The organism is Hyphomonas oceanitis, assembly GCF_036964545.1.
Classification (GTDB): Bacteria; Pseudomonadota; Alphaproteobacteria; order Caulobacterales; family Hyphomonadaceae; genus Hyphomonas; species Hyphomonas oceanitis.
On sequence record NZ_JBALTL010000004.1, the window covers coordinates 122,480 to 146,635 of the forward strand.

At 61.8% G+C, this 24,156-nt stretch carries 14 protein-coding genes; 8 read left to right on the plus strand and 6 right to left on the minus strand.

What is annotated here, in order from left to right; translation table 11 throughout:
- Positions 1-44 precede the first annotated feature (44 nt).
- Positions 45-527: a TetR/AcrR family transcriptional regulator gene (locus V7651_RS12295; RefSeq protein ID WP_418887244.1), complete on the minus strand. Its 483-nt coding sequence runs from the start codon at positions 525-527 to the stop codon at positions 45-47.
- A gap of 248 nt (positions 528-775) precedes the next feature.
- On the opposite strand from V7651_RS12295, the gene V7651_RS12300 reads away from it, so the two are divergent.
- From V7651_RS12300 to V7651_RS12320, 5 genes are all read left to right on the plus strand, one after another.
- On the plus strand, positions 776-1,975 hold the full coding sequence (locus tag V7651_RS12300) for an efflux RND transporter periplasmic adaptor subunit (RefSeq protein WP_335613378.1): 1,200 nt from the start codon (positions 776-778) through the stop codon (positions 1,973-1,975).
- Positions 1,976-1,997: 22 nt separating this feature from the next.
- Positions 1,998-5,144 carry an efflux RND transporter permease subunit gene (locus V7651_RS12305; RefSeq protein WP_335613379.1) on the plus strand — a complete coding sequence of 1,049 codons (3,147 nt, stop codon included), beginning with the start codon at positions 1,998-2,000 and terminating at the stop codon, positions 5,142-5,144.
- Entirely contained in the window at positions 5,141-6,553 is a 1,413-nt protein-coding gene (locus tag V7651_RS12310) for an efflux transporter outer membrane subunit (RefSeq protein ID WP_051624846.1), read from the plus strand. Before V7651_RS12305 ends, V7651_RS12310 begins: the two co-directional genes overlap by 4 nt.
- 120 nt (positions 6,554-6,673) lie before the next feature.
- Positions 6,674-7,318: a TetR/AcrR family transcriptional regulator gene (locus tag V7651_RS12315; protein ID WP_035539219.1), complete on the plus strand. Its 645-nt coding sequence runs from the start codon at positions 6,674-6,676 to the stop codon at positions 7,316-7,318.
- A 58-nt stretch (positions 7,319-7,376) separates the two neighbouring features.
- Positions 7,377-7,871: a MarR family winged helix-turn-helix transcriptional regulator gene (locus V7651_RS12320; protein WP_035539220.1), complete on the plus strand. Its 495-nt coding sequence runs from the start codon at positions 7,377-7,379 to the stop codon at positions 7,869-7,871.
- Here V7651_RS12320 and proB read toward each other — a convergent pair.
- Positions 7,868-9,028: a glutamate 5-kinase gene (proB, locus tag V7651_RS12325; RefSeq protein ID WP_035539221.1), complete on the minus strand. Its 1,161-nt coding sequence runs from the start codon at positions 9,026-9,028 to the stop codon at positions 7,868-7,870. The two genes, V7651_RS12320 and proB, sit on opposite strands and share 4 nt — an antisense overlap.
- Positions 9,029-9,312: 284 nt before the next feature.
- Here proB and V7651_RS12330 point away from each other — a divergent pair, with 284 nt between their 5' ends.
- Both V7651_RS12330 and putP read left to right on the plus strand, forming a co-directional pair.
- Positions 9,313-10,092: a pyrroline-5-carboxylate reductase family protein gene (locus V7651_RS12330; protein WP_035539223.1), complete on the plus strand. Its 780-nt coding sequence runs from the start codon at positions 9,313-9,315 to the stop codon at positions 10,090-10,092.
- Positions 10,093-10,163: 71 nt separating this feature from the next.
- Positions 10,164-11,708, plus strand: coding sequence for a sodium/proline symporter PutP (putP, locus tag V7651_RS12335; protein WP_035539225.1), 1,545 nt, complete (start codon positions 10,164-10,166; stop codon positions 11,706-11,708).
- Positions 11,709-11,722: 14 nt separating this feature from the next.
- On the opposite strand, the gene mdoH is transcribed toward putP, so the two are convergent.
- Entirely contained in the window at positions 11,723-13,843 is a 2,121-nt protein-coding gene (gene mdoH, locus V7651_RS12340) for a glucans biosynthesis glucosyltransferase MdoH (protein ID WP_084146305.1), read from the minus strand.
- On the minus strand, positions 13,843-15,579 hold the full coding sequence (locus tag V7651_RS12345) for a glucan biosynthesis protein G (RefSeq protein WP_156950480.1): 1,737 nt from the start codon (positions 15,577-15,579) through the stop codon (positions 13,843-13,845). The genes mdoH and V7651_RS12345 overlap by 1 nt, the downstream gene beginning before the upstream one ends.
- A gap of 506 nt (positions 15,580-16,085) precedes the next feature.
- On the opposite strand from V7651_RS12345, the gene V7651_RS12350 reads away from it, so the two are divergent.
- Entirely contained in the window at positions 16,086-16,688 is a 603-nt protein-coding gene (locus V7651_RS12350) for a 4'-phosphopantetheinyl transferase family protein (RefSeq protein WP_162174846.1), read from the plus strand.
- Here the strand turns inward: V7651_RS12350 and V7651_RS12355 are convergent.
- Both V7651_RS12355 and V7651_RS12360 read right to left on the minus strand, forming a co-directional pair.
- Positions 16,685-22,804 carry a beta-ketoacyl synthase N-terminal-like domain-containing protein gene (locus V7651_RS12355; protein ID WP_051624849.1) on the minus strand — a complete coding sequence of 2,040 codons (6,120 nt, stop codon included), beginning with the start codon at positions 22,802-22,804 and terminating at the stop codon, positions 16,685-16,687. The genes V7651_RS12350 and V7651_RS12355 overlap by 4 nt on opposite strands.
- Positions 22,801-24,114 (minus strand): SDR family NAD(P)-dependent oxidoreductase, encoded by a 1,314-nt coding sequence (locus V7651_RS12360; RefSeq protein ID WP_335613380.1) that lies wholly within the window; start codon positions 24,112-24,114, stop codon positions 22,801-22,803. Before V7651_RS12360 ends, V7651_RS12355 begins: the two co-directional genes overlap by 4 nt.
- Between the last annotated feature and the right edge of the window lie 42 nt (positions 24,115-24,156).

Genomic DNA, 24,156 nt, shown 5'->3' on the forward strand with positions numbered 1-24,156 from the left:
TCTTCATTTTAAAGAGATTGTTGCTATCGCTGGACGGCGTGTGATCAGTCCGACAAGACGGCGCGGATGACCTTGCGCAGATAGCGGAGAAGGGCTTCGCGATCGAGGTCCGGGTTGCGAAGGATGCGTATCGGCAGGCCGCCAAACAGCGTGAACATGAGTTCGACGCGGCCTTCGGCGTCGCTGAGCCCCAATTGCTCGCCGAGCAGGCGCTTGAAGGTCTCGCGTGTCTCCGCGTCGTTGGCCCGCAGTTTTTCAGCAATGGCCGGGTTGCGCTGGGCTTCGGCGATGATTTCCAGGTTTAGGGCGGACTGGAAGGGGTCTGTTTGCGTGCGGACGCCCTCGTCGGCGCGCTCGACCAACTCGTGCATGAGCTCTTCCCGCGGAATATCGTGGAATCCGAGCATCTTTTGACTGTGTAATTCCGCTTCACGGTCCACGATGGCTTCGATGATGGCGTCCTTATTTTCGAAATAGTGGTAAATATGCCCGGCGCTCATACCAGCCTGTTCGGCAATGCGGGCCATGCCTGCGCCGTGAAACCCTTGTTCCACAAAGCAAATTGCCGCTGCGTCAAGGATTTGCGTACGCCTCACCTCTGCGCGTCGCGACAGTTTCGCGGTTTCGTTCAGTGGGCTCATCAATCTTGCGACCGCTTATTCATGAAAAATTCTGCCTTTAGGGGTTGATTTGTTGCAGCGCAGTATTATTTCGAACGTTCATTCTAACATTTCAATCAGTACCTACATAGCGGCGATTGATCAAGGTGAGTTTAATGCCACATTTTTCCAATAATATCCGGGCGTTGTTTGCAACTGCGCTTTTTGGCGCAGTCGCCGCGTGTGGTCCTTCGGGACAAGACGCTGCCCCACAGGCGCCGCCTGCTCCCGCCGTCGACATTACTGTTGTCCACAAGACGAGTGTGGAAAGCACACGTGAACTACCAGGGCGTGCCCGCGCTTATCGCGAGGCTGAAATCCGCCCCCAGGTGACAGGGCTGATCCAGTCGCGCCTCTTCACGGAAGGCCAGATGGTCACGGCCGGCCAAGCCCTTTACCAAATTGATGCATCCGAATACGCCGCCAGTGTAAACAGCGCGAAAGCCGCGCTTCAACGCGCCGAGGCGACAGCTGAAGCTGCGCGCCAGACGGCCAGCCGCTATCAGCGCCTTTCCGAGATCAACGCCGTCAGCCGCGAGAATTACGACCAGGCCGTCGCTGCCCAGCGGCAGGCCGAAGCCGACGTTGCCATGCAGAAAGCCGCAGTGCAGAGCGCGAGCATCAATCTGGCCCGCACGAAAGTGACGTCGCCCATTGATGGCCGGATCGGCCGCTCAACGGTGACGCCGGGTGCGCTCGTCACCGCAAACCAGGCAACCGCGCTGGCCAATGTGCTGCAACTCGATCCAATCTACCTGGACCTGACGGCCGGCAGCTCGAAAATCCAGGAATGGAAGCGGGATGTGGCCGAAGGCCGGATCCAGTCGACTGATGGCGAAAGCGTCGAAGTGAAGATCAAGCTTGAGGATGGCACGGTCTATCCCGAGCCGGGCAGGCTGGAATTCAGCGAAGTCAGCGTCGATGAGACGGCCGGTTCGGTGATCATCCGCGCCGCTGTCGCCAATCCGGACGGCCTGTTGCTGCCCGGCATGTATGTGAACGCAAGCTTCAGCGCCGGTGCCTATGACGACGTTTTCGTGCTGCCACAGGCCGCCGTGAACCGCGATACCAAGGGCAATCCGACCGCGATGGTCGTGTCTGCGGACAATAAGGTCGAAGTACGCAACCTGAAGATTATTGAGGCCTCCGGCAGTGACTGGATTGTTTCCGATGGACTTGAAGACGGCGACCGGATGATCGTGAGCGGCTTCCAGAAGATCCAGCCGGGCGCATCCGTGACCGTCAAGCAGCCAATGGCCGAGACGGCTGGTGGCACACAGCAGCCCGGCGCCGATATGGCCGCGGGCAAACCCTAACAAGAACGCGGGCTGATCCCTTATGGCTAATTTCTTTATCGACCGCCCCATCTTTGCATGGGTTGTGGCAATCATTGTCATGATTGCAGGCGCGATCGCGCTGCGCTCCCTTCCGGTTTCCCAATATCCCGACATCGCCCCGGCGACGATTTCGATCAATGCTGTCTATCCCGGCGCTTCTGCCAAGGCGGTCGAAGATACGGTGACGCAGGTTATCGAGCAGCAGATGACCGGGCTGGACGGCTTGGACTATATGTCTTCGTCGTCGAGCTCGCAGGGTGCTGCCTCGATCACGTTGACCTTCAAAACCGGGACGGACCCGGACATCGCGCAGGTCCAGGTGCAGAACAAGCTGTCGCTTGCGACGCCGCTTCTGCCGCAACAGGTGCAGCGCCAAGGCGTTGTGGTGACCAAGGCCTCTGCCGGCTTTCTGATGGTTGTGGCGCTCGTTTCGCCGAATGGGACGTATGATTCCATCGACCTCGGCGACTATGCGCGGAGCAACATCATCGACCCGCTGAGCCGGACCGATGGTGTCGGCAATGTGCAATTGTTCGGGTCGGCCTATGCGATGCGCATCTGGCTCGACCCCAACAAGCTGAACCAGTATCGCCTGATGCCAAGTGACGTGATCGCGGCCGTTACCGCGCAGAACGCTCAGGTGTCTACGGGCTCGCTGGGCGGCGCTCCGGCCGTTGAGGGCCAGTCTATTACGGCCACGATCTCACTGCAGACCCTGCTGTCGACGCCTGAGCAGTTTCGCGACCTCCTGATCCTCACCACGGCTGATGGCGGCTCTGTTCGTCTCGGTGATGTGGCGCGGGTCGAAATGGGCGGCGAGAATTATCAAACGGTTGCCAAGTATAACGGACAACCAGCGGCGGGTATGGCTGTGGCGCTGGCATCCGGCGCCAATGCGCTGGATACGGCTGAAGCTGTGCAGGCGCAGGTGAAAGCGCTCTCTGCGAATTTTCCGGACGACATGACAGTCGTTTACCCGTTTGACTCCACGCCCTTCATCAGCACATCGATCCATGAAGTCCAGAAGACGCTTATGGAAGCTGTCGTCCTGGTCTTTATCGTCATCCTCGTGTTCCTTCAGAGCTTCCGGGCTGCCTTCATTCCGATGATTGCCGTGCCGGTCGTTCTGCTGGGTACGTTCGCAGTGCTGCTGGCCTTTGGCTATTCGATCAATACGTTCACGATGTTCGCCATGGTGCTCGCGATCGGCCTGCTGGTTGATGATGCGATCGTTGTGGTCGAGAACGTCGAGCGCGTGATGACGGAGGAGGGGCTTTCGCCCCGTGAAGCGACGCGCAAGTCGATGAACCAGATTACGGGTGCCCTTATCGGCATCGCGGTTGTGCTGTCGGCTGTGTTCATCCCGATGGCATTCTTCCCTGGCTCGGCTGGTGTGATCTATCGCCAGTTTTCGGTGACCATTGTTTCGGCCATGACGCTTTCGGTTCTGGTGGCGATCATTCTTTCACCGGCCCTTTGTGCGACGATCCTGAAATCGCATGACAAGGACGCGGCGCATGGCAAATCGATTGTCGGACGCGGCGCCGCCCTGTTTGACCGAGGTTTCGACAAATTGCGCAGCGGTTATGAATCCGTGGTGGAGCGCATCGTGCGCCGGCGCTGGATTTTTGCGGGCGTGTTTGTCCTTATGCTGGCGGCACTTGGTATTGGCTATACGAGCCTGCCGTCATCCTTCCTGCCTGATGAAGACCAGGGATCCGTGATGACGGTCGTCCAGCTGCCGGCCGGTGCAACGCTTCAGCGTACCGAGGCTGTCATGGATGATGTCTGGGATTATTACAGCACAGCGGAAGCCGACAATGTGGCTGGCGCGATGCTGGTTTCCGGATTTGGCTTTGCGGGGCAGGGACAGAATGTCGGCATGTCATTCATCCGCCTCAATGATTGGGAAGATCGCACGGCGAAAAAGGACTCGGCAGCGAGTATTGTCGGTCGTGCGTTTGGCACGTTCAGCCAGCGTACCGATGCGTCGGTCTTTCCGGTGCTGCCGCCGCCGATCCGCGAGCTGGGCACGGCCAGCGGTTTTGATCTCTACCTGAAAGATACCGGCGGTATCGGCCATGAGGCTCTTGTCCAGGCCCGAAACCAGTTGCTGGGCATGGCTGCAGGCGATCCGAGCCTGGACGCCGTGCGGCCAAACGGCCAGGAAGACAGCCCGCAGTTCAAGCTGAACCTTGACTACCAGAAAGCTCAGGCACTCGGCGTGAGCCTGTCGGATGCGACGAGCCTCCTGTCGGTCGCGCTCGGTGGCTCCTATGTGAACGACTTCATCGACCGTGGCCGGATCAAGAAAGTGTACGTGCAGGGCGATGCGCCTTTCCGTATGCAACCGGAGGCGATTGGCGACTGGCGCGTCCGCAACAATTCAGGCGAGATGACGCCGATGTCGGAACTCCTGTCGTCTGACTGGCAGTATGGTGCGTCTCTGCTCCAGCGCTATAACGGCGTGCCGGCCCTGAATATTCAGGGACAGGCCGCTCCGGGTGAAAGCTCGGGCGTTGCCATGGACAAGATGGAAGAGCTGATCGGCCAATTGCCTAAGGGCACCGGGTTTGAGTGGACGGGCATCAGCGCGCAGGAGCGCAGCTCCGGCAACCAGACGACGCTGCTCTATACGCTCTCGGCCCTGTTCATCTTCCTTTGCCTTGCCGCTCTTTACGAGAGCTGGACAGTGCCGATCTCGGTGCTTCTGGTCGCGCCGATTGGTGTGATGGGCGCGGTGGCGGGTGCGCACTTTGGCGGACTGTCGAACGACGTGTTCTTCCAGGTCGGCCTGCTCACTACCATCGGTCTGGCATCGAAGAACGCCATCCTGATTGTCGAGTTCGCACGCGGACTTGAGGCGGAAGGCAAGGAACTGATCCCGGCAACGATGGAGGCGATCCGAATTCGTTTCCGGCCGATCATGATGACGTCGCTTGCCTTTGGCTTTGGCATTCTGCCATTGGCCCTGAGTTCGGGCGCCGGTGCAGGTGCCCGGTCGGCGCTCGGCATCACGGTGCTGGGTGGTATGGCGGCCGTTACACTGCTCGGCCTGTTCGCAGCGCCTCTGTTCTACGTGATCGTTCGTAAGCTGACGACACGCAATCCGAAAACACCCGCGCAAGCAAATGGAGCTGCATCATGAATAACGGAATGCGCGTTGCGCCATTGATGCTGTCTGCCTTTCTGGCAGGGTGCGTGAACTTGTCGCCGGATTACAAGCAGGCCGATGCGCCTATGCCGACGGCGCTGCCGATTGCGGACGAGCAAGGCGCGGATGCCGTGTCTGTGGGCGGCTGGGAGGACCTGATCGTATCGCCGGAGCTGGAGCGGGTTATTGCGCTGGCACTGGAAAACAACCGCGACCTGCGGGCGGCAACGGCGCGTATTGCTGTGGCGCGCTCGCAGTACGGGATCACGCGTGCTGCACGCCTGCCATCCGTTGCGGCGTCGGGCGGCGTGACGGAAACCGGGACGTTCGGTGACCCAAGCGCAGCGATCGAGCAGGCCGCCAATGCGCAGGAAGGTGTAAGCGCACAACTGGGCGTAACCGCATTCGAACTCGACTTCTTTGGCCGCGTGGCGAGCCTCAACGAGGCCGCACTGCAAAGCTACCTGTCGACGGTTGAGGGTGAGCGCAGCACGAAGATCGCGCTGATCTCCTCCGTGGCGCAGGCCTGGCTGACGCTGGCGGCGGATCAGGAGCTGCTGCGCCTCGCGCAGGAGACGATCGACAGCCAGACGGAATCCCTGAATCTCACCAATGAGATGTTCGACTCGGGCGTTGTCACCGAAATCGATGTGCGCCGTGCATCGGCGAGTGTCGAGACGGCCCGTGCGCAGCTCGCCCAATATACCGGGTTGGTGCGTCAGGACCTGAACGCCTTGCGCTTCATTGTCGGAACGGACTTGCCGGACAATATTGCCGAGTCGGCCCAGCTGTTGCCGTCGCCTGTCGTGAACAGGTTGGCGGTTGGGCAATCGTCCGCCCTGCTGCTGAACCGGCCGGACGTGCTGGCGGCAGAGCGGTCGCTGCGTGCGGCCTATGCGAATATTGGCGCCGCACGCGCAGCCTACTTCCCCAGCATCTCGCTGACGGGATCGGCTGGCTATTCGAGCAATGAACTCGATGGCCTGTTTGATGGTGGTATCTGGAGTGTCGGACCGAAGGTGTCGCTGCCGATCTTTGATGCAGGCAATCGCAAGGCCAATCTCGGTGTCTCCAAGGCAAACCGGGACCTGGCGCTGGCCCAATATGAGCGGGCGATCCAGACGGCTTTCCGTGAGACGGCCGATGCGCTGGCAACGGCGCAGACCGTTGACGAGCGGATCGACGCCTTGCGCCGTCTGGTCGAGGATACGTCCGTGACTCTCAACCTGTCCCAAGAGCGGTTCCGTGTCGGTATCGACGACTATCTCTCGGTCCTGGATGCCCAGCGGGACGATTACACGTCACGCCAGCAGCTGATCAGCGCCGAACTGGTCAAGGCGCTCAACGTGGTGACGCTGTTCCAGGCACTCGGCGGCGCGTCGACCCCGGCTGCATCCCAGTAAGCTCTAATCAGCCTGTCCGGTCGCCCGGGCAGGCTTTTCCACCCTCAGGGCAAGACAAACGCGATTTCGCGGTTAGTATCGCACATCTGCTGCGAACGAGCCCCTGAATGATGCGCCTTCATGCCTGATACAAAGACAGACCGGCGCACGGCTATCCTTGATGCCGCCGAGGGCCAGTTCGCGCGGCATGGCTATGATGGTGTGAACCTGCGGGCCATTGCGCGTGAGGCGGGCGTTGACGTGGCGCTGGCCAATTATCATTTCGGCAAGAAGCAGGACCTGTTTGATGCCGTGCTGATGCGGCGTGCGGATGTGCTGAACGGATGGCGCCTGAAAGCGCTGACGGATGCGATGGGGGAGGCGAGCCCCGCTGCGCCGAGCGTGGAGGCTATCGTTCGGGCCTATCTCGGGCCCTTGCTGACGGGACCGCATGTCGCCGAGCCGGGCTGGAAGCACTATTATGCGCTGATTGCCTATGTGAACAATTCGCCCGAGTGGGGCGGCAAGCTGATGACGCAGTTCTTTGATCCGCTGATCCGGCGCTTCATTGATGCGCTTCGCATGAGCCTCGCGCCGGTGGATGAGAAATCCCTGTACTGGGCATACCATTGCTTTTCTGGCGCCCTGACGCTGACCTTTGCGCAGACAGGACGCATCGACCAGCTTTCGCGCGGGCTCTGCCACTCGGATGATCTGGATGACGCCTATGAGCATGTGGTGCAATTCATCACAGCAGGATTTGAAGCGCTGAAGGCGGATCGATAAATTTGGATGGCAGGCGCCTGCCTTGCAGGCTTGGCTTCGAGCCCTTACCAGAAGACCCATGACCAATCCTTCCGACCTCCTGAAATCACTGCGCCAGATTACGCAGGCCATCGACCTCTATTCCAAGCATTTGCTGAAAGAGACCGGGCTGACATCACCACAGTTGCTGGTGCTGCATGCCGTCAATGCGCAGGGGCGGGAGAAGCCGACAGATATCGCCAAAACGGTGAACCTCTCTCAAGGCACAATCACATCGATCGTGGACCGGCTCGCGCGTGCGGGGCTGGTCGCGCGCGAGCGCAGCGCCGAGGACAAGCGCGTGATCGAAGTCGTCGTAACGGAGGCTGGTCGCGCGCGCCTGAAGAATGCACCTGAGCCGTTGCAGCAGAACTTTCTCGCCGCCTTCAACGCGCTGGCTGAGTGGGAGAAGACGCTACTTGTCTCCTCCGTACAGCGTATAGCCGCGATGATGCATGCGGACGGCCTGGACGCCGCGCCGATACTTGAGATTGGTGACCTCTCTCCGGAAGAGGCGAAAGCCCAGGACGCCTAGCGCGTCACAGGCTCCATCTCGTCTTCGGCGGGGCTGTCCCATGGCAGGTGGCGTTCGTCGAGCACGACGAGATTGTCACGCGACACGAGCGTTGCCTTTGTATGGTAGCCGAGCAGCTTGGTCGTTTCCGTATCCAGGTTGCGGGCGAGCAGCATGGTCTCTTCCGACGAGAAGTTCGTCAGGCCACGGGCGCGCTCGACGCCTTCCTCATCATAGATATGGATGACATCACTGCGGACATATGGCCCGTGAATGGACTGGACGTCTGCACGCTCGACGCCGCGCTTACCGGCGGCGAGGGCATCTGCTGCTTCATTGGTGATGACGAGGCTGCCGGCCATCTGCAGGCGATCAGTAAGCCAGGCGGTCCATGCGGACGCAGGCTCGGTATTCGCGATACACTTGGTGTGCGGGCGCTGGTTCTTGAGCACGGACGAGACGGGATTGTCGGCCTCGCCATTGGCGATAAGGGTGGTGCAACCGGCGTTCTGGGCCATGTTGGCGGCTTGCATCTTGGTCAGCATGCCGCCGCTGCCGAGGGCGCTCGTGCCTTCGGTGACGGACAGGTACTCAGACACATCGTGCAGCTCTTCGACCAGCTTGGCGCCGGGCTCGGACGGGTCCTTGTCATAGAGGCCGTCGACGCTGGTGAGGATGACGAGATGCTGGGCCTGGATCATCTGGGCGATGCGGGCCGCGAGACGGTCATTGTCTCCGACGCGGATCTCTTCAGTCGTGATCGTGTCGTTTTCGTTGACGATCGGCATCACATTGCCGTTCAGCAGGCGGTGAACCGTGTTCTTGGTGTTCAGGAAGCGGCGGCGCTCTTCTAGGTCGCCGCGCGTGACGAGCACTTGCGCGATGTCGAACCCGAATTCATGTGCGACCTGCTTGTAGGCGTTCAGCACGATAGGCATCCCGCAGGCTGCCGCAGCCTGCTTGTCGCGCAGGCCGGCATTTTCGGGCTTTACATTCAGGGTGTTCAGGCCGAGTGCCACTGCACCAGATGATGTCAGAACGACTTCATAGCCTTCTGAACGCAGCAGCGCGATATCTTCAAGCAGCCGCTGGATGAATGCCCATCGCGGGGTGAGCAGGTCTGGATTGGCCAGTAGGCTCGATCCGACTTTCACGACGATCCGTTTGGTTTGGGACAAAATTTCGCTCCATTGGTTTGTGGCCTCGAACTAGGTGTATTTTGAGCAGGAAACAACATGCCAGACTCAAAAACCTCGATGTAATAGCAGCCAGAGGCCTGCGATACGGTAAATATACGTTGTATAACAGGGCGTTGAATAAAGAGTTACAGCGCGCAGGGGCTAGATCTATCTGAATTTCCTGTCATTAAAATTTGAATACAAAACAAAAATGTCTAGGAAGGCAGAATACAGGATCCAACGCGATTCCACTAACAAGAGCATGATGGGAACAGACTATCGCAATGAAGGCACTTTTGATCGGATGCGGAAAAATGGGCGGCGCACTGCTGGAGCAGTGGGCGCAGTCGCCGGACTGGGATTTTACCGTTGTGGACCCCTATACCGAGAAGGTGCCGAATGGCGTCCGTCTCGTGAAGGAGCGCAGCGCAATTGAATCCGAGCGCTTCAACCTGCTGATCGTGGCGATCAAGCCGCAGATGGTTGATGACGTGATGCCGGACTATCGCGACCAGCTGGAAGAGGGCGGCGTAGTTGCCTCCATCGCAGCGGGTTGTTCGGTCAAGCGCCTACAGACGGCGACGGCGGTGGGCCCGGTCATTCGGATCATGCCGAACCTGCCCGCCCTGATCGCCAAGGGTGTCAGCGGCCTGTTCGCCAGCCCGGAATGCTCAGACCAACACAAGCAATCGGTCGAGGCGCTGATGGCGCGCGCCGGTACGGTTGTGTGGGTGAATGAAGAAGACAAACTGGACCGCGTGACAGCGGTGGCCGGCAGCGGACCGGGCTATGTGTTCGAGATTGCCCGTACCTATATTGAAGCGGCCAAGTCGCTGGGCTTCACCCACGAGCAGGCGCGAGACCTTGTGCTGGGAACGATGCAGGGCGCGATCGAGATGGCGCTTGGCTCTGATGACAGTGTCGAGACGCTGCGTAACTCGGTGACCAGCAAGAATGGTACGACGCAGGCAGGGCTTGAAGCGCTGAACGCGGACGGTGCCCTGACGGAGCTGATGCGCCGCACGACGCAAGCCGCCTATGACCGGGCCGTGGAGCTGCGTTAGCCAATTCCCGCCGCTTCTGGCATGACGATCACCAATCATCGCAGATAAAGACGACAGAGAAGAAGGTTTACATGAATATAGCAGCCATTGTTTCACTCGGCGCCTATTTCGTCCTCATGATGCTCATCGGGCTTTATGCCTATCGCAAATCGACGAGCGACGTGTCCGAATACATGCTTGGCGGTCGCCAGCTGCATCCTGCTGTGGGCGCGCTGTCTGCCGGGGCATCGGATATGAGCGGCTGGATGCTCATGGGCCTGCCGGGAGCTGTGTTCGTGACGGGCTTCAGTGCGGCGTGGATTGCTGTTGGCCTGGTGATCGGGGCGTATTTCAACTACCGCCTCGTGGCGCCGAGACTGCGCGTCTATACCGAGCTGTCGGAAGACTCGATCACGATCCCGGATTTCTTCGAGAAACGGTTCAAGGATCGCTCGCACCTGCTGCGTGTCCTGTCATCCGTCGTCATCGTCATCTTCTTTACGCTCTACACGTCATCCGGCGTTGTGGCTGGCGGCAAGCTGTTCGAAGCCTCGTTCGGGCTTGATTACACGCTGGGCCTGTTCGTGACGGCGGGCGTTGTGGTGGCCTATACTTTGTTTGGTGGGTTCTTGGCGGTCAGCCTGACGGACTTCGTGCAGGGCTGCATCATGTTCGTGGCACTGGTACTGGTGCCAATCGTGGCGATCAATGCGGTTGGCGGGTTTGATGCGACGCATGCCGAAGTGCTGGCGTCGCCGCCGGCAAGCGTTGAGGACGCACCGAGCCGCGCGAACTTCTTCAACTGGTTCCAGGGCCTGTCAATTATCGGGATCGTATCCGCTGCGAGTTGGGGGCTTGGCTATTTTGGCCAGCCGCACATCATTGTGCGCTTCATGGCGATCCGGTCACTCAAGGATATTGCGACGGCGCGTTATATCGGTATGAGCTGGATGCTCGTGACGGTGCTCGGCGCCGTTGCCGTGGGTGTTGCTGGCGTGGCGTATGTTAACGAGCAGGGCATCAATGACCAACTGATCGATCCGGAAACGATTTTCATCCTGTTCTCGCAGGTCCTGTTCCATCCGCTGATCACGGGCTTCCTGCTGGCGGCCATCCTTGCGGCGATCATGAGTACGATCTCGTCGCAGCTGCTTGTGTCATCGAGCTCGCTGACTGAGGACTTCTACAAGACCTTCCTGCGCAAGGAAGCGAGCCAGAAGGAACTGGTGCTCGTCGGGCGCCTGTCGGTGCTCGTCGTGTCGCTGATTGCCATCCTGCTGGCCTTTGACCGGTCGAGCAGCATCCTCGCGCTGGTCAGCTATGCCTGGGCCGGCTTTGGTGCCGCATTCGGCCCGATCATCCTCTTGAGCCTCTACTGGCGCCGTATCACGCGCAATGGCGCCTTGGCGGGTATGATCACCGGCGCGTTGACCGTGTTGTTCTGGCTCTATGCGCCGGTCACCATCAATGGCGCGTCACTGTCGGATACGATCTACGCGCTGGTGCCGGGCTTCTTCCTGAGCTTGCTGGCAACAGTGCTGGTCAGCCTCATGCGCAGCGAGCCGCGGCCGAAGGTGCAGGAAGAGTTCGATGAAATGATGGTTGCGATGTCAGCCGAGAAGCAGCCGTTCTTCTAGGCTAAGCTAAAGTCTCACGTGGTGCCCGTGGAGTATTGCTGCTCGCGGGCACCATAGTGATCCACCACCTTTTCAAGGTCGCGTGGTGAGTTCAGCAAAGCAAGCATCTCTTTGGGTGCCAGCGCGCTGATATATTCCTCAACAGTTGGGAGGCGTTCTGCGCGTGCGCGGGCAAGGGCCAGTGGTGTGTGAACCTCGGTACGCTCAAGCGGCCAGTAAGTGTCGACGAGATGTGAGCGGCGCGTGCGCAGGTTGCTGTCGGCGAACAGGCCGGCGATGCTTGGTGCAGTAAGGCCTTTGTAGTGTGCGCGGTCAGCAACCGAGTCGAGAAAGGATTTCGGCGGGTCGATCTCGTCCGGGCTGTGCAGCAGGTTCATGCGGTTGGCAGCGTCACCGCTGCGCTCGCGGCCGGTCCACCAGGAAAGGGTTGCTGCCAGAACCATACCGATCGTGGCGGGCGCGAGCCAAGCCGCGAAGAGGGGCGAGATGGCGAAGGCGGAGACCGTCAGCAGGACGCCGAGCACGATGGCGGGCGTGTGATGACGGAACGTGTCCTTGAGGCTGTACTCGTTGGAGTCTCGATGCTGGGGGTTCCAGCCGCCATCACGGCCTGTAAACACGCGGTACACGGCCACGGTCTGCTCGACAAGCAGTACGGGTGCCAGCAGGACCGATAGGATTGTCTCAGCGAGAACGCCATAAAAAGTGCGCAGCAGGCCTACGGTGTTGCGCCAGCGCGGCGCGGCAAAGCCATAGATCATGCCATAGAGCTTGGGCGCGAACAGGATGGCCATCGTAATCAGGAAGAGGTGCAGGGATCGTTCGGAGTCGATGACGGGCCATGAGGGGAAGAGGGCGGCCGACTCGCCGAAATATTCCGGCGTGAGGAACATGTTCTGCAGGGACAGCATCATACCGATGGTGATGAAGAGCAGCCAAAGCGGTGATGCAAGATAGGAGAAAATGCCGATCATGAGGTGCATGCGGCTGGTAAAGGTCAGGCCGCGCGTTTTCAGGAGCACGGCCATGTGCTGCATGTTGCCCTGGCACCAGCGGCGGTCACGGATCGAGAGGTCGATGATTGAGGGCGGGCCCTGCTCGTAGGATCCGCCCAGTTCCGGCGCGATCTGGACATTCCAGCCAGCACGGCGCAGGAGCGCTGCCTCGACAAAGTCGTGGCTGAGGATTGAGCCGCCGAAGGGGGCGCGACCGGGGATTTCGGGCAGGCCGGCAGCGCTGGCGAGCGCTTCGATCCGAAGGATCGCGTTGTGACCCCAGAAATTACCCTCGTTCTGGGCCCACCACGCCAAGCCACTGCCGAGAACGGGACCGTAGAGGGCCGCAGCGAACTGCTGGGTACGCGAGAAGAGGGTGCGACCGCCAACCAGCTGGGGAATGGTCTGGATGAGGCCTGTTGCAGGAGAAGCCTCCATGCGGCGGGCGAGTTCGATGAGGGTTTCGCGGTCCATGAAGCTGTCGGCGTCGAACACGATCATGTAATCGTAGCGACCGCCCCAGCGCGTGATGAAATCGCGAATATTGCCGGACTTGCGGTGCACGTTCATCGTGCGGCGGCGATAATGAACCAGGACGCCGGGTGATAGACGCGTGCGCATCAGCTCGAATGCGGCTTCTTCCTGCAGGGCGACTTCGGGATCATTGGTGTCGCTTAGGATGAAGCATTCGAAGCGGCCGGGAGCATTCGCAAGCGACTCTGCGGTCGATTCGACTGTGGCGAAGACGCGGTCGACACTTTCGTTATAGATCGGGAAGACGATAACTGTGCGACCGGTGAGCAGGGCCGGGCCGGGCGTGGCCCGGCGTTTCCGGAACAGGCCGACCATGGCCGCGAGGAAGCCAATCGTGCTGCTGACGAAGGCGTAGGCGATCCAGCTGATGTTGATGCAGAAGACAACAAGCAGCAATTGCTCAAGCGATGTCACCCCGGACACGTTGAGCACATGGTACATTTCAATCGTTGCCCAGCCCGCCAGCAGTATGGACAGGCCGAAGAGCGTCACCTTGCGCCACATCTGCGATCTCGGAGCGTTACGGTTGACCGTTGGCGCTGTTTCGAATGCCTGATCAGGCATTGCGACGGGAAATTCGGCAGGGCGAGCGCGAAATGTGATCATCAAGGTCTCCAGCGATAGAGCCAGGTTTCAGAGACCGGACGGTCGGCCTTGGTAAGGCGAGCGCGCAGTTCCGAGAGGCTGGCATCCTTGGAATCCAGCTCAAAGCTGAGACGCATCCCGCCTGTATCCGGATTGGGGCGCACAACAGGCGCAATGATGGTGCCTGACGATGTCGAGACTTCAGGAATGGCGTCCCGCAAGAGGGCGTCATTGTCACTTTCAAAGTCGATCAGGAAGACCGGACGTTTGCTGCTGGGTGAAATGCCGACTTTCGTGGCGGTGATCCGGGCGACAGGCGCGACAACCGGCTGCGGAAGGCTCCACGTCATCTGATAAGCCAGACGGACAGGTTTGCCCGCATCCCACGCAGTCGACGGGCGCCAGGAGACGACGATATTGTCGTTGTACTCGTTGGTTGTGGGTATTTCGACAAGAGTCAGGTTGCCGGCGCCCCAATCGCCTTTGGGGGCGATCCAGACGTTCGGGCGACGTTCGTAGCTGGCTTCGAGATCATCATAGTCCTTGAACTCGCGGTGGCGCTGGATGAGGCCAAAGCCGAGCGGCGGCTCTGTCGCGAAGCTGGAGATTTCAAGCTGACTCGGATTGACGAGCGGACGCCATACCCATTCGCCATTGTGCATTTGCATCATCAGGCCTTCGGAATCGTGCACGGCGACACGGTAGTCGCGGTTGCCGCGATTGATGCTGTGCGGCGAAAAATAATACATCGACGTGATTGGCGCGATACCGACCTCGGGGAGCTTGCGGCGCGGGAAAAAGACGGCCTCGACATCAATCATGGTCGCTGTGCCGGGCGTAATGATGAAGCGGAAGGCGCCCGTCATGCTCTGGCCGTTGAGTAGCGCATAAACGGTCATGGAGTGAGCGCCGGGTTCAGGCTTTACCAGCCAGAATTCGCGAAAGGACGGGAACTCTTCGCCCGATGGTGAGGCGGTGGAGATGGCGATACCCCGGGCCGAGGCGCCATACACTGTTCCGGCGCTGAGAGCGCGGAAGAAGCTGGCGCCCTTGAAACTGATCAGGTCGTCCCACTTGCCGGACGAATTGAGCGGCGTGGTGACATGGAAGCCAGCAAAGCCGAGGGCTGTCTTGTCTTCATCCGATAGCGGGAGGTCGAAGAATGAGAAATCTGCTTCACTGTACGGACGAGGTTTCGCGACGCCGTTCTCTATGATGTTGAGCTTGACCTCGTCATTGAAGAGGTACCCGCGCGGATCGTAGTGGACGCGGAAGGGAACCGTTTCGTCGGGCGTCCACTCGGCGGCTTCGCGTTTGAACTCGACGCGGCGATACTGGTCGTAATTGAGCGCGGCGGCGGACGAGGGCACGGGCGGAGATTTCTGGACTTCGTGCTCGGACAAAGCCTGGGCCTTGTTGATGACCTGCTCGAAGCTGAAAGGGGCTGCGGCTTGCGCAGGGGCGGATGTTGGCGTGGCGGAAGCGACCTTGGCAGTATCCGCGGGGATTTCCGCGAGCGGTTCAGTCGTGATGGCCGCGACCGAGTCGAGCGGTGTTACCACGGGTGCCGTTGGGGGCAGATTCGTACCATCGGGATCGACGGATTCGATATCGGCGGTCTGTGCTGCGCCATCGGTTGCGACCTTGCGCGACGGGTTGGACGACATTGAAACGATCAGGGCGCCACCCGCAAGGATGAGCGTCGCTGCGCCGAGGGCCACAGCGGGAATGAAGTAAGGACGTTCAGTCAGTTTCAAGGCAACCTCATTGTCGGCTACGCCATGGTCTTTCAAAGCGTTACGAATTTCCTGAGGCAAACAAAAACGCCCAGCAGATTGCTGGCGCTATTGATAGCGCCTTCCAACCGGGCATTACGCCTCACCTCAGCTTTCGTTTCACTGAGAATTTTGGTTATTTTGCGGCGCAGCATTACCATGCTGCAATGACACCCCTGACAACCGACCCATGTAACCAATGCTGCACCTTGCAATTTGTTGCAAGTGCTCAAATGCTGTAGGTGGATGTTGGGGCGGATTGCACACGTACTGCTCAGGTATTCCCGTATCTGAAGCAAGAAATCGTCCTAAACCGGCTAATTGGGGAAGACATGAGCCAGATATTGCCGTGCGGTGGATCGGGATAGGTGATGGAAACGGATGAAAACTTAAAGCGTTTGTGGCCTGTCCAGTCATTCCTGAATGTAGTGACAGGACAGGTAAGCATTGAGGCGACTTTGTGCAACAGCTCAACCTGGGCGGAATGTTTGGGCGACGCCATTCCCCCAATCCGCGAAGAAGAGGCTGCACGGGTGGCGAAGTTGGTGGATGAGGGGGCGGCCAGTCGTCTGCGGGATTCGCTTGTCTGTGCGCGGGTTATGATTGCTGAGCGGCTTGGAATTAGGGCGGACGAGGTGCGCTTTGCCCGCTCAGATGAAGGGGCTCCGCGACTGAAAAACGTGCCAGAGCGGAGCGTTTCCGTTTCCCGCAGTGGCGGGTGGACGCTTGTGGCGCTTGGCGATGGACTCGCTATCGGCGCAGATGTGGAGCTTATGCGGGACCTCAATTGGCGGGCCATGTTGGGCATGGTTTCCAGCGAGCCGGAAGCTGCGGCTTTTCTCGCATTGGCGAAAAATGAGCCTGAGCAGACGCTTCGGGCCTTCTTCACGCTTTGGACCATCAAGGAAGCCGTTCTGAAAGCCACGGGACGCGGAATGCGCGCCGGGGCGAAATCGGTGCAGGTGCCGGTTGAGGGGCTGGTCAGAGATCCGCACCCGCTCCGCGAGATCCACATGGCGGGTGTGACCTATACCGTTTGGTCTGGCTGGGAGGGTGACGTGGCCCTGAGCGTTGCTGTGGCGCGCGACTAGGGGCGATCTTCCAAAGCGATTGTCAGCAGGCTTGCCTCGTAGATGCGCAGGCCGTCGCACCAGAGACTGCCCTTGCCGGCAATGAGCGTGCGATTGCCGGAGGTGGCGATGTCCATGATTTCCATCACTGTCGTGACTTCCTGTTTGTCGGGTGCGACTTGGCCCCGATACATCCATTTGACGGGCGCGCCAGCGGCAACTGTCTCGAAGCGCGGCGACGTCATACTGTTTGCGAGGCCTTTGAGGCAGGCGGCGTGGGAGAGAAGCTGAACGAGGGCATCGAGGCCAAGTGAGCCCGGCTGAACTGGATCCTGGAAGAAGTGGGCCTTGAAGTACCAGGCGTGCGGATCGACGGACTGGCGACCACGGGCGAGGCCGAGGCCTGCCGAGCCACCATTGGCGTCGAAATAGTCGAGCCGGTCGAGCATGCGCAGGTCGCCGCGGGCGACAGGGGCGGCCGGCAGGGTGCCGTCACGGTTCGGGGCGAGGTTCAGGAGGGCGCGGTGGGCGTCCGTCACGGCGAGGCCTGCCTGCCTGACGAGAGCGGCGGCGGGGAAGAAGCCGAACTGGGTGTTTAGGTTCATCACCGGTCGGCCATCGGCCAGCCGTGCCTTCAGCGTAAAGGCAACGATGGTCATCGGGCCGACCTTGGAAAAGGATGTCAGCGTCGTGTCGACGATGATCGTGCCGTCTTGCGGGCCGACTTCCATGAAGACTTCGCCGTCGCCGTCGAGGTTACGGAAACGCTCGCCGCCTTCGAGGGCGAAGCCGCAATGGCTTGCGAGCCAGCCGCAGGGCTGGAGGACGATTTCGGAGAGGACGGCGAAGGGCATGGCGCCATTGGCATTGTCGCGGAAATACCAGGCGTCTGCAGGAATGTCGTATTCGGCGGTGATTTTGGCGCCCGCTTCCTTGACGCCGGGACGGGTCGAGACCTGCGTGACGCGGGTCATCATGTGATAGGGCGGCTGGGGCAGGCGCGGTGCGCGGCCAGCCATGTCGAAGGGGCGGTAGAGTTCGCCGAAGGCTGAGGAGGGCGCGCTGGCGGCGCAGTTCAGGAGCGCGGCATGGTCGCCCCGGCTTTCGCCCATCGGGCCTACACGGAGCGGCGTGTCGGTTGTGTGGGGCGCCGGCCAGTCCTTGCGCAGGCGGATGGCGAAGCGCGGGCAGTGGAAGACTTTCTTTCCGTCAGAGCTGGCAAGGAGCGAGGCGTAGAGGACCGGGCTTTCGCCATCAATGACATCATCGATGAAGACTTCATAGGTCACTTCGTGGGCACGGTCGGGAATGACCTGTCCACGACAGACGAATTTCGCGGTTTCGCCGGGCATGGGCTCGAAGACGTAGCCGTCGCGTTCGATGGTGAGCCCTGCGGCGGCTGCGTAGAATTCGAGCGCCTGAACGGCGGCTTCAGCCATGAGCGTACCGGGCATGCACGGGTCTTCGTGGAAATGGCCCTGATAGAACCATGCATCGGTGGGCACATGCGCGCGGGCCTTGAGATAGCCGCGTCCCCATGGGCCGCCGGCAGGATCAAAAGCCGTGATCTCGTCGAAGAAGGCGAGCTGGCCGTCCGGCAGGTGGGCCGGGCGGGAATGGGCAGCGCAGAATTCAAAACCCTTGCCGAAACAGGCGAAGGCGTCGCCGGCGCGGAAGGCGGCGAGGTCCGTTGCAGAAAAGGCGCGCTTGGCGCTGGCGCGCGACGTGTCGAACGGGTGCGGTGCGGCGATGGATGGCGCGTTCGTTGCGGCGTCCCAGATGACGCCCTTGCCGGAGGCCAGTTCGTCGTCCGTGAAGAAGCCAGCTTGACCATTACGGACGGAGAAGACCTTCCGGTCGCCGACCATGCAGTCATACTGGAAGAAGAACATACGCACACCTGCGAGCGTGGCGTGGCCGGTGATCTCGATCTGGAAGGCGAGCGTGTCGCCGGGGCCGGGCAGGCCGCCATCATGGAAGGTGATCTCGCAGCCAAGGAGGCGGTAGACGCGCTCGTTGCGGTTTTTAAGGTCGGCGCCCATCCAGCCGATCAGTGTGAGATCGGCCTGGCCACATTCGATCAGCGGGCCGGGGCGGACACGGCCACCCCGAACATGCCAGTCGTCGGCGGTGAGGTCCGTCTCGGTCCAGATCACGCCGAGGCTTTCGACGCCGGCCTCGGCATCGATGCCTGTGATGCGGTCTACGAGCAGGAGCGGCGGGGCAGGCAGGCGGACCTGGCGGGCGAACTGGTCCTGTCCGATGAATTCGGGGCCGAAGAAATCTGACATCAGGCCGCGCGAGGCGGCTTCGATAGCAGGGCGTGTCCATGCCGGGCCAGTCGGCGCGCGCGGGGTGAGCGGCTCGTTGCCGGAGACGACCTTGCGGGGCGGGGCGCCGGGCGTGCGGGGCGGGGCGCCGGGCGTGCGGGGCTTGGGGGCGGAGCATGGGCGCGGTGCAGGCGCGACTGTGACGGCGCTGCTATGGGCGTAATGTGGCACAGGCAGGGCCGGAGCGGGTGGCAGGCCGCCTGCTGGGGCCGGGCGCGATTGCGGAATTTTGGGGGTCGGATAGTGAACCGGTGTCGTGAGGGGCATGGGGTCGGTTCCTGTCCAGGGATTGTTGCGGGCTGCATCGAGCCTTTCGGCGACGCGGGCAATATTGATGTGGCGGCCATCCGCGAAGAGCGTGCCGGTGAAATGGGCGATTTGCGCGAGGTCAGATGCGACGATCCGGTCGGTGGCGACGGCGACGTGGGGCTTGTCGCCGAGGATGCTGGAGATGGCGCGGCTGAGCGTGGCGCGGGGGCCGAGTTCCACAAAGGTGCGTACGCCATCTTCATACGCCTGCAGAACGGTCGGTGGGAAATCGACCGTGTCGACGGCCTGACGGGTCAGCATGTCGGCGACGCGTGCCTTGGTCGGCGTGTAGCTGGCATTGATGGCATTGGCGTAGAGGCGGATGCCCGGGACGCGGGAGACGGGGCGCGTGTGCAGCTTGCGCCACTGGCCCTCGAAGGGTTTCATGGCCTTGGCGTGGACGATCAGATGCTGGTGCATTGCGGCGCCCGCGCGGGGACCGAGGGATTCTGCGACGGCGCGGCATTCCGCCGAGGGGCCGCCGATGAGGCAGTCATTGGCGGAATAGATGATCGTGATCTCGACATTCGGGTGGGCGGCGATGGCGACGCGCAGCTTTTCCAGCGGGGCCTGGATGTGCCAGTTGGCCCAGTCAGAAGGGACGTTCGGCCCCCATGCGGCCTGCGCTGTTTCGAAGTCACCGCCGAGATGGCGTTCGTACATGGCAGCGTCTTCGATCTCGTCGAGGAGCTTGCCGGGATCTTTCCAGAAGCCGAAGGCGAAGAGGGCGTTGCTTTCACCGAGCGAAAGACCGAGGGCGGCGGTTGGCGTGACGCCCAGCACGTCGCGCAGGAGGATCGTGTGGGCCTGGCTGACCAGTGTGCCGGCACAGAGCTGTTCGAATTCGGTAAGCCCGGAGTGTGTGAGCAGCGCGGCCATTTCCGTGGCGCGAGAAATGGTGGCCAGCTGCTTCCCAAGTTCCGGGAAGGCCATGAACAGGCCGCGCGACATGCGGGGATAGACGGCGGCGGAGCCGGTGAAGACGAAAGCGAGTTCGCCGTCGGGTTCGCCTTCGCCGTAATAAATGCCAGGGCCTTCAGGTGTGTTGCCGGCTTCGAGGGCGTTCGCGGCGGATTCTATGAGGGCGTCACGTTTGGATTCATCGGAAGCGAGGAGCGCAATGCGGCACTTGCCTTTGCCGCCGGTTCGGCCGCTTCGGAGTTTCTTCGCGAGGGAGGCTGGCGTGGCGCCGGAGGCCCATACCAGGTGTGGCGGGGAGCGAAGTGGGTCGGGACTCGGCTGCGGTGGGGCGCCGGTGAGTGAGACGCTGGCGCCGTGCGATAGGCGCGTGGTGGGCGCAGTGACGGTATGCGTTGCTGGGTCGCCAGTCAGGTTCGGGATCGCGGCCTCTGGCGTGATGACCTGATCGCGGGCCATGAGCAGCGCGGCGGCGGCCAGTTCGAAGAGGGGTGAGGCGGCAGGGGCAGCTCCGTAGGCGGCGGATATGAGGGAAGTGCCGGTTTCGGCTGCGGGGCTCCATGCGACCGGACCGAGGGTTGCGAGAATCGGGTCGCCGGCGGCTTCGGCATCGGCGCGGCGTTTGAGGACGAGGGCGGCGGCCATGTCGCCCGGGGTTTCGGCGCCCAGCCCTGCGAGGGCGGTTTTTGCGACTGTCTCTGTGGCAAAGTCGGCCGCTGCGACGACGGCCATGTCCAGGCGTCCGGCGCGGAGGGCATCGCAGGCGATGTCGAGTGTGGCGAGGCTGGATACGCCTTCAGAGGAGATGGCATAGCCTTGCCCGCGCAGGTCTTCGGCTGAGGTGATGCGGTTGGCGGTCATGTTGGCCATGGCGCCAAGGACGGTCGCGGCTTGGAGCGGTGGGGCGATGCCTTCCTGCGCTTTCGCATGTTCAGGTGTGCCGGGCGTGATGCCGAACGCGTTGGCGACGCGTTCGCGGAGTAGCCAGCGGGCGGAGTCCGCGGCGCAGCCCATGCCGACGAACACACCGGCGCGTTCGGGATTCGGCCGTGAGACTTTATCGAGGACAGAGCGGCTAAGTGAGAGGACCGCGAGCTGCTGCGCTTCGGCCTGCAGCAGGTCATTGGGCGGCGTGCGGGCATGGCGCGGGTCGGCGCCTACGGTCTCGCACGACTTTGCCGGGGTGACCGGGTGGTTCATCAGGCGGCGGAGGACATAGCGCTCGCCGCAGTCTGCGCCGGCCATGAGCGCGGCGCTGCAGATGACGATGTCGTCTTCTGGGGTGTCCGGTAGGGCAACCTGAATGGCGCCTGTTGTGGGCTCGTACTGGTCGAGGATCAGGTGGGCATTGTTTCCGCCGAAGCCGAAATTGCTGATGGCGGCGCGGCGGGGACTGCCCGAGGTTTTCCAGTCTTTGGGCGTTGAGAGCGGGTGAAGGGCTGGGGAGGAAAGTGCGTCGATCAGTTCGCCATTCAGAGGCATGGGCGGCAGGGTTTCGTTCGCCATGGCCTGCGTCAGCTTTAGGAGACTGGCTAGGCCAGCGACCGTGATCAGGTGGCCCGTATTGGCCTTGAGTGAGCCGATGGGAAGTTCGCGATCTTTGCCGAAGACGCTTGAGGCGGCGGCGATTTCAACGCTGTCGCCGACGGGGGTGCCGGTGGCGTGGCATTCGAGGAAGTCTAGGCTGTCGGGCTTGATGCCTGCATCGGCATAGGCGCGCTGCATAGCCTCGGCCTGCCCTGTGGCATCGGGTGCAAGCAGGCCTTTGCGCTTGCCATCATTGGAGAGGCCGATGGCGCGAATGACGCCGTGGACTGTGTCGGCTGGGGCGACATCGCTGAGGCGTTTCAGGACGACAGCGACGGCACCTTCGGATGGGACGAGGCCGTCTGCGCCCTTGATGAAGGGGCGGGAGCGTCCTGTGGGGCTGAGCGCCTGAAGCGCTTCGAAGCCAATATGAAGAATGAGGTTGTCGGCTGCGTTGACGGCACCGACGAGGGCGACGTCGATCTGGCAGGTCTGGAGTTTATGGCATGCGATTTCGAGGGCGTAGAGCGAGGAGGCGCAAGCGGCATCGAGTGCAAGGACGGGGCCGGTGGCGCAAATGGCTTGTGCCAGGATATGCGCTGGGAAGCCGGAATTGAAGGCATCGGTGGCGGGGCGGATGGATTTGCCGCTGGTCCAGATGTCAGCGGCGTAAGCGGCCTTGGCGCGGCTTGGGTAGGAGAGGTTGGCGAGGAAGACGCCGCGCCTGTCTGCAGCGGCAGTTGTCTTGCCTGCTTCGTCCCACGCTTGCAGGGCGGCGTGGAGGGGCCATTGGCAGACGGGGTCGAGAGAAGCGGCAGTGAGGCCGGGCAGCTTGGCGCGGGTAGGATCGAAGATGGTGTCGAAGCCGGTGACGAAGCCTGCAACATAGCGGGAGGCGGCTTCTTCGGCGTCGGTCAGGCCGAAGGCGCCTTTGGGTGCGCTTGTGATGAGGCATTCATTGCCGACGACGGCTTTCCAGAGTGCATCTGGCGAGAGCGCGCCGGGCAGGACGCAGCCTTGACCGACAATGGCGATGGGCTCGAAAGCCGTCATGCACCGCTCCATGCGTCGCCGACGAGGAGTTCGACAATTTTGCGGTCGCCGCTGAGCAGCTGATCAGCGAAGATACGGGCACCATCGGCTTGTCCGATCAGGGATATGCCTTGCTGGGCGAAGTGGGCGGCGAGGCCGGCATCGACCATGCCGCCGTCCCATGGCCCCCAGTTGAAGGATTTGACCTGCGCGTTGGGGAGTTGCGCGTGGAGCTGGCGGGCCAGCTGGTTCAGGCACTCATTGGCCATGGCATAGTCGGCCTGTCCTGTGTTGCCGAACAGGGCAGAGGCCGATGAGAAGAGGCCGACATGGGCGAGCTGGGCCGTATTGATGGTGTCGAGAAGGGCGAGGAGGCCGTCGACTTTGGGCCCGAAGACCTTGCGGACTTCAGCTTCGGTCTTCTCCATGGCCAGTTTGTCGGCGAGCACGCCTGCACCGTGGACAAACCCAGTGATCGCGCCATGTTGGGCCTGAATGGCGGCGATAGCGGGTGCGAGCGTGGCCGTGTCGGACAGGTCCAGCTGGACGTAGTGGGCATTGGCGCCAGCGGCGGCGAGGGCGGTGAGCGTGGTGTGTATTTCCTGTCCAGCGAGGGCGGCGCGAGCTATGCGGTCTATGTCGGCGGGTTTGACCTTCTCCCCGCTGGCAACGGCCTGTTGGGCAAGCGCCGCGCGGAGGGTCTTCAGGTCCTGCGTTTGGGCAACGCCTTCTGGCCACGGGCTGAGCGCAGAGCGACCAGCGAGCAGGAAAGTGCCTGCTGTGCGGCGGGCGAGCTCAATAGCGCAGGTGGCGGTGACGCCGCGCGCGCCGCCTGTGACAAGCCATAGGGCTGGGGTGGTGTGTGCCGAGGAAGTGGGCGGTGCCAGCGTTGATGAGATGTGGGTTTCGCGGGACTGGCCATCAGCGGTCAGCAGCCGGTCGGTTGGTGAAGCAGTCAGGGCCGCGAGTGTGTGCGTGGTCCGGGTGGCGGCGTCCGTGGCGGAGAGGGAGAGTGCGGTCATACTTACGCCCGGCCATTCCTTGCGCAGCGTGCGAGAGAGGCCGGACAGCCCGGAGACCGTTTCAGTGCTTTGCAGAAGGACAATGCGGGCGCCGGGCGCGCGGGCGGTCCGGGCTTGTGCGAGGGCTGACCAGTGGCGGTCAGCAGGGGGATGGCTGGTCAGGCCCTCTGTCAGGATGACAGTGTCGGCCGTCCCGGATGGCGTTGCGACGCGGGTCGCTTTTCCACCGATTGCGGCGGCGAGGGCTGCAGCCATGGAGGGGTCTGCATCGGTGATCTCGACGGTGCCGAGGCTTGGAATATTAGCCATTGGCAGCGGTTCCGGCGCGGTGAAGCGGACCGGGCAAACGTC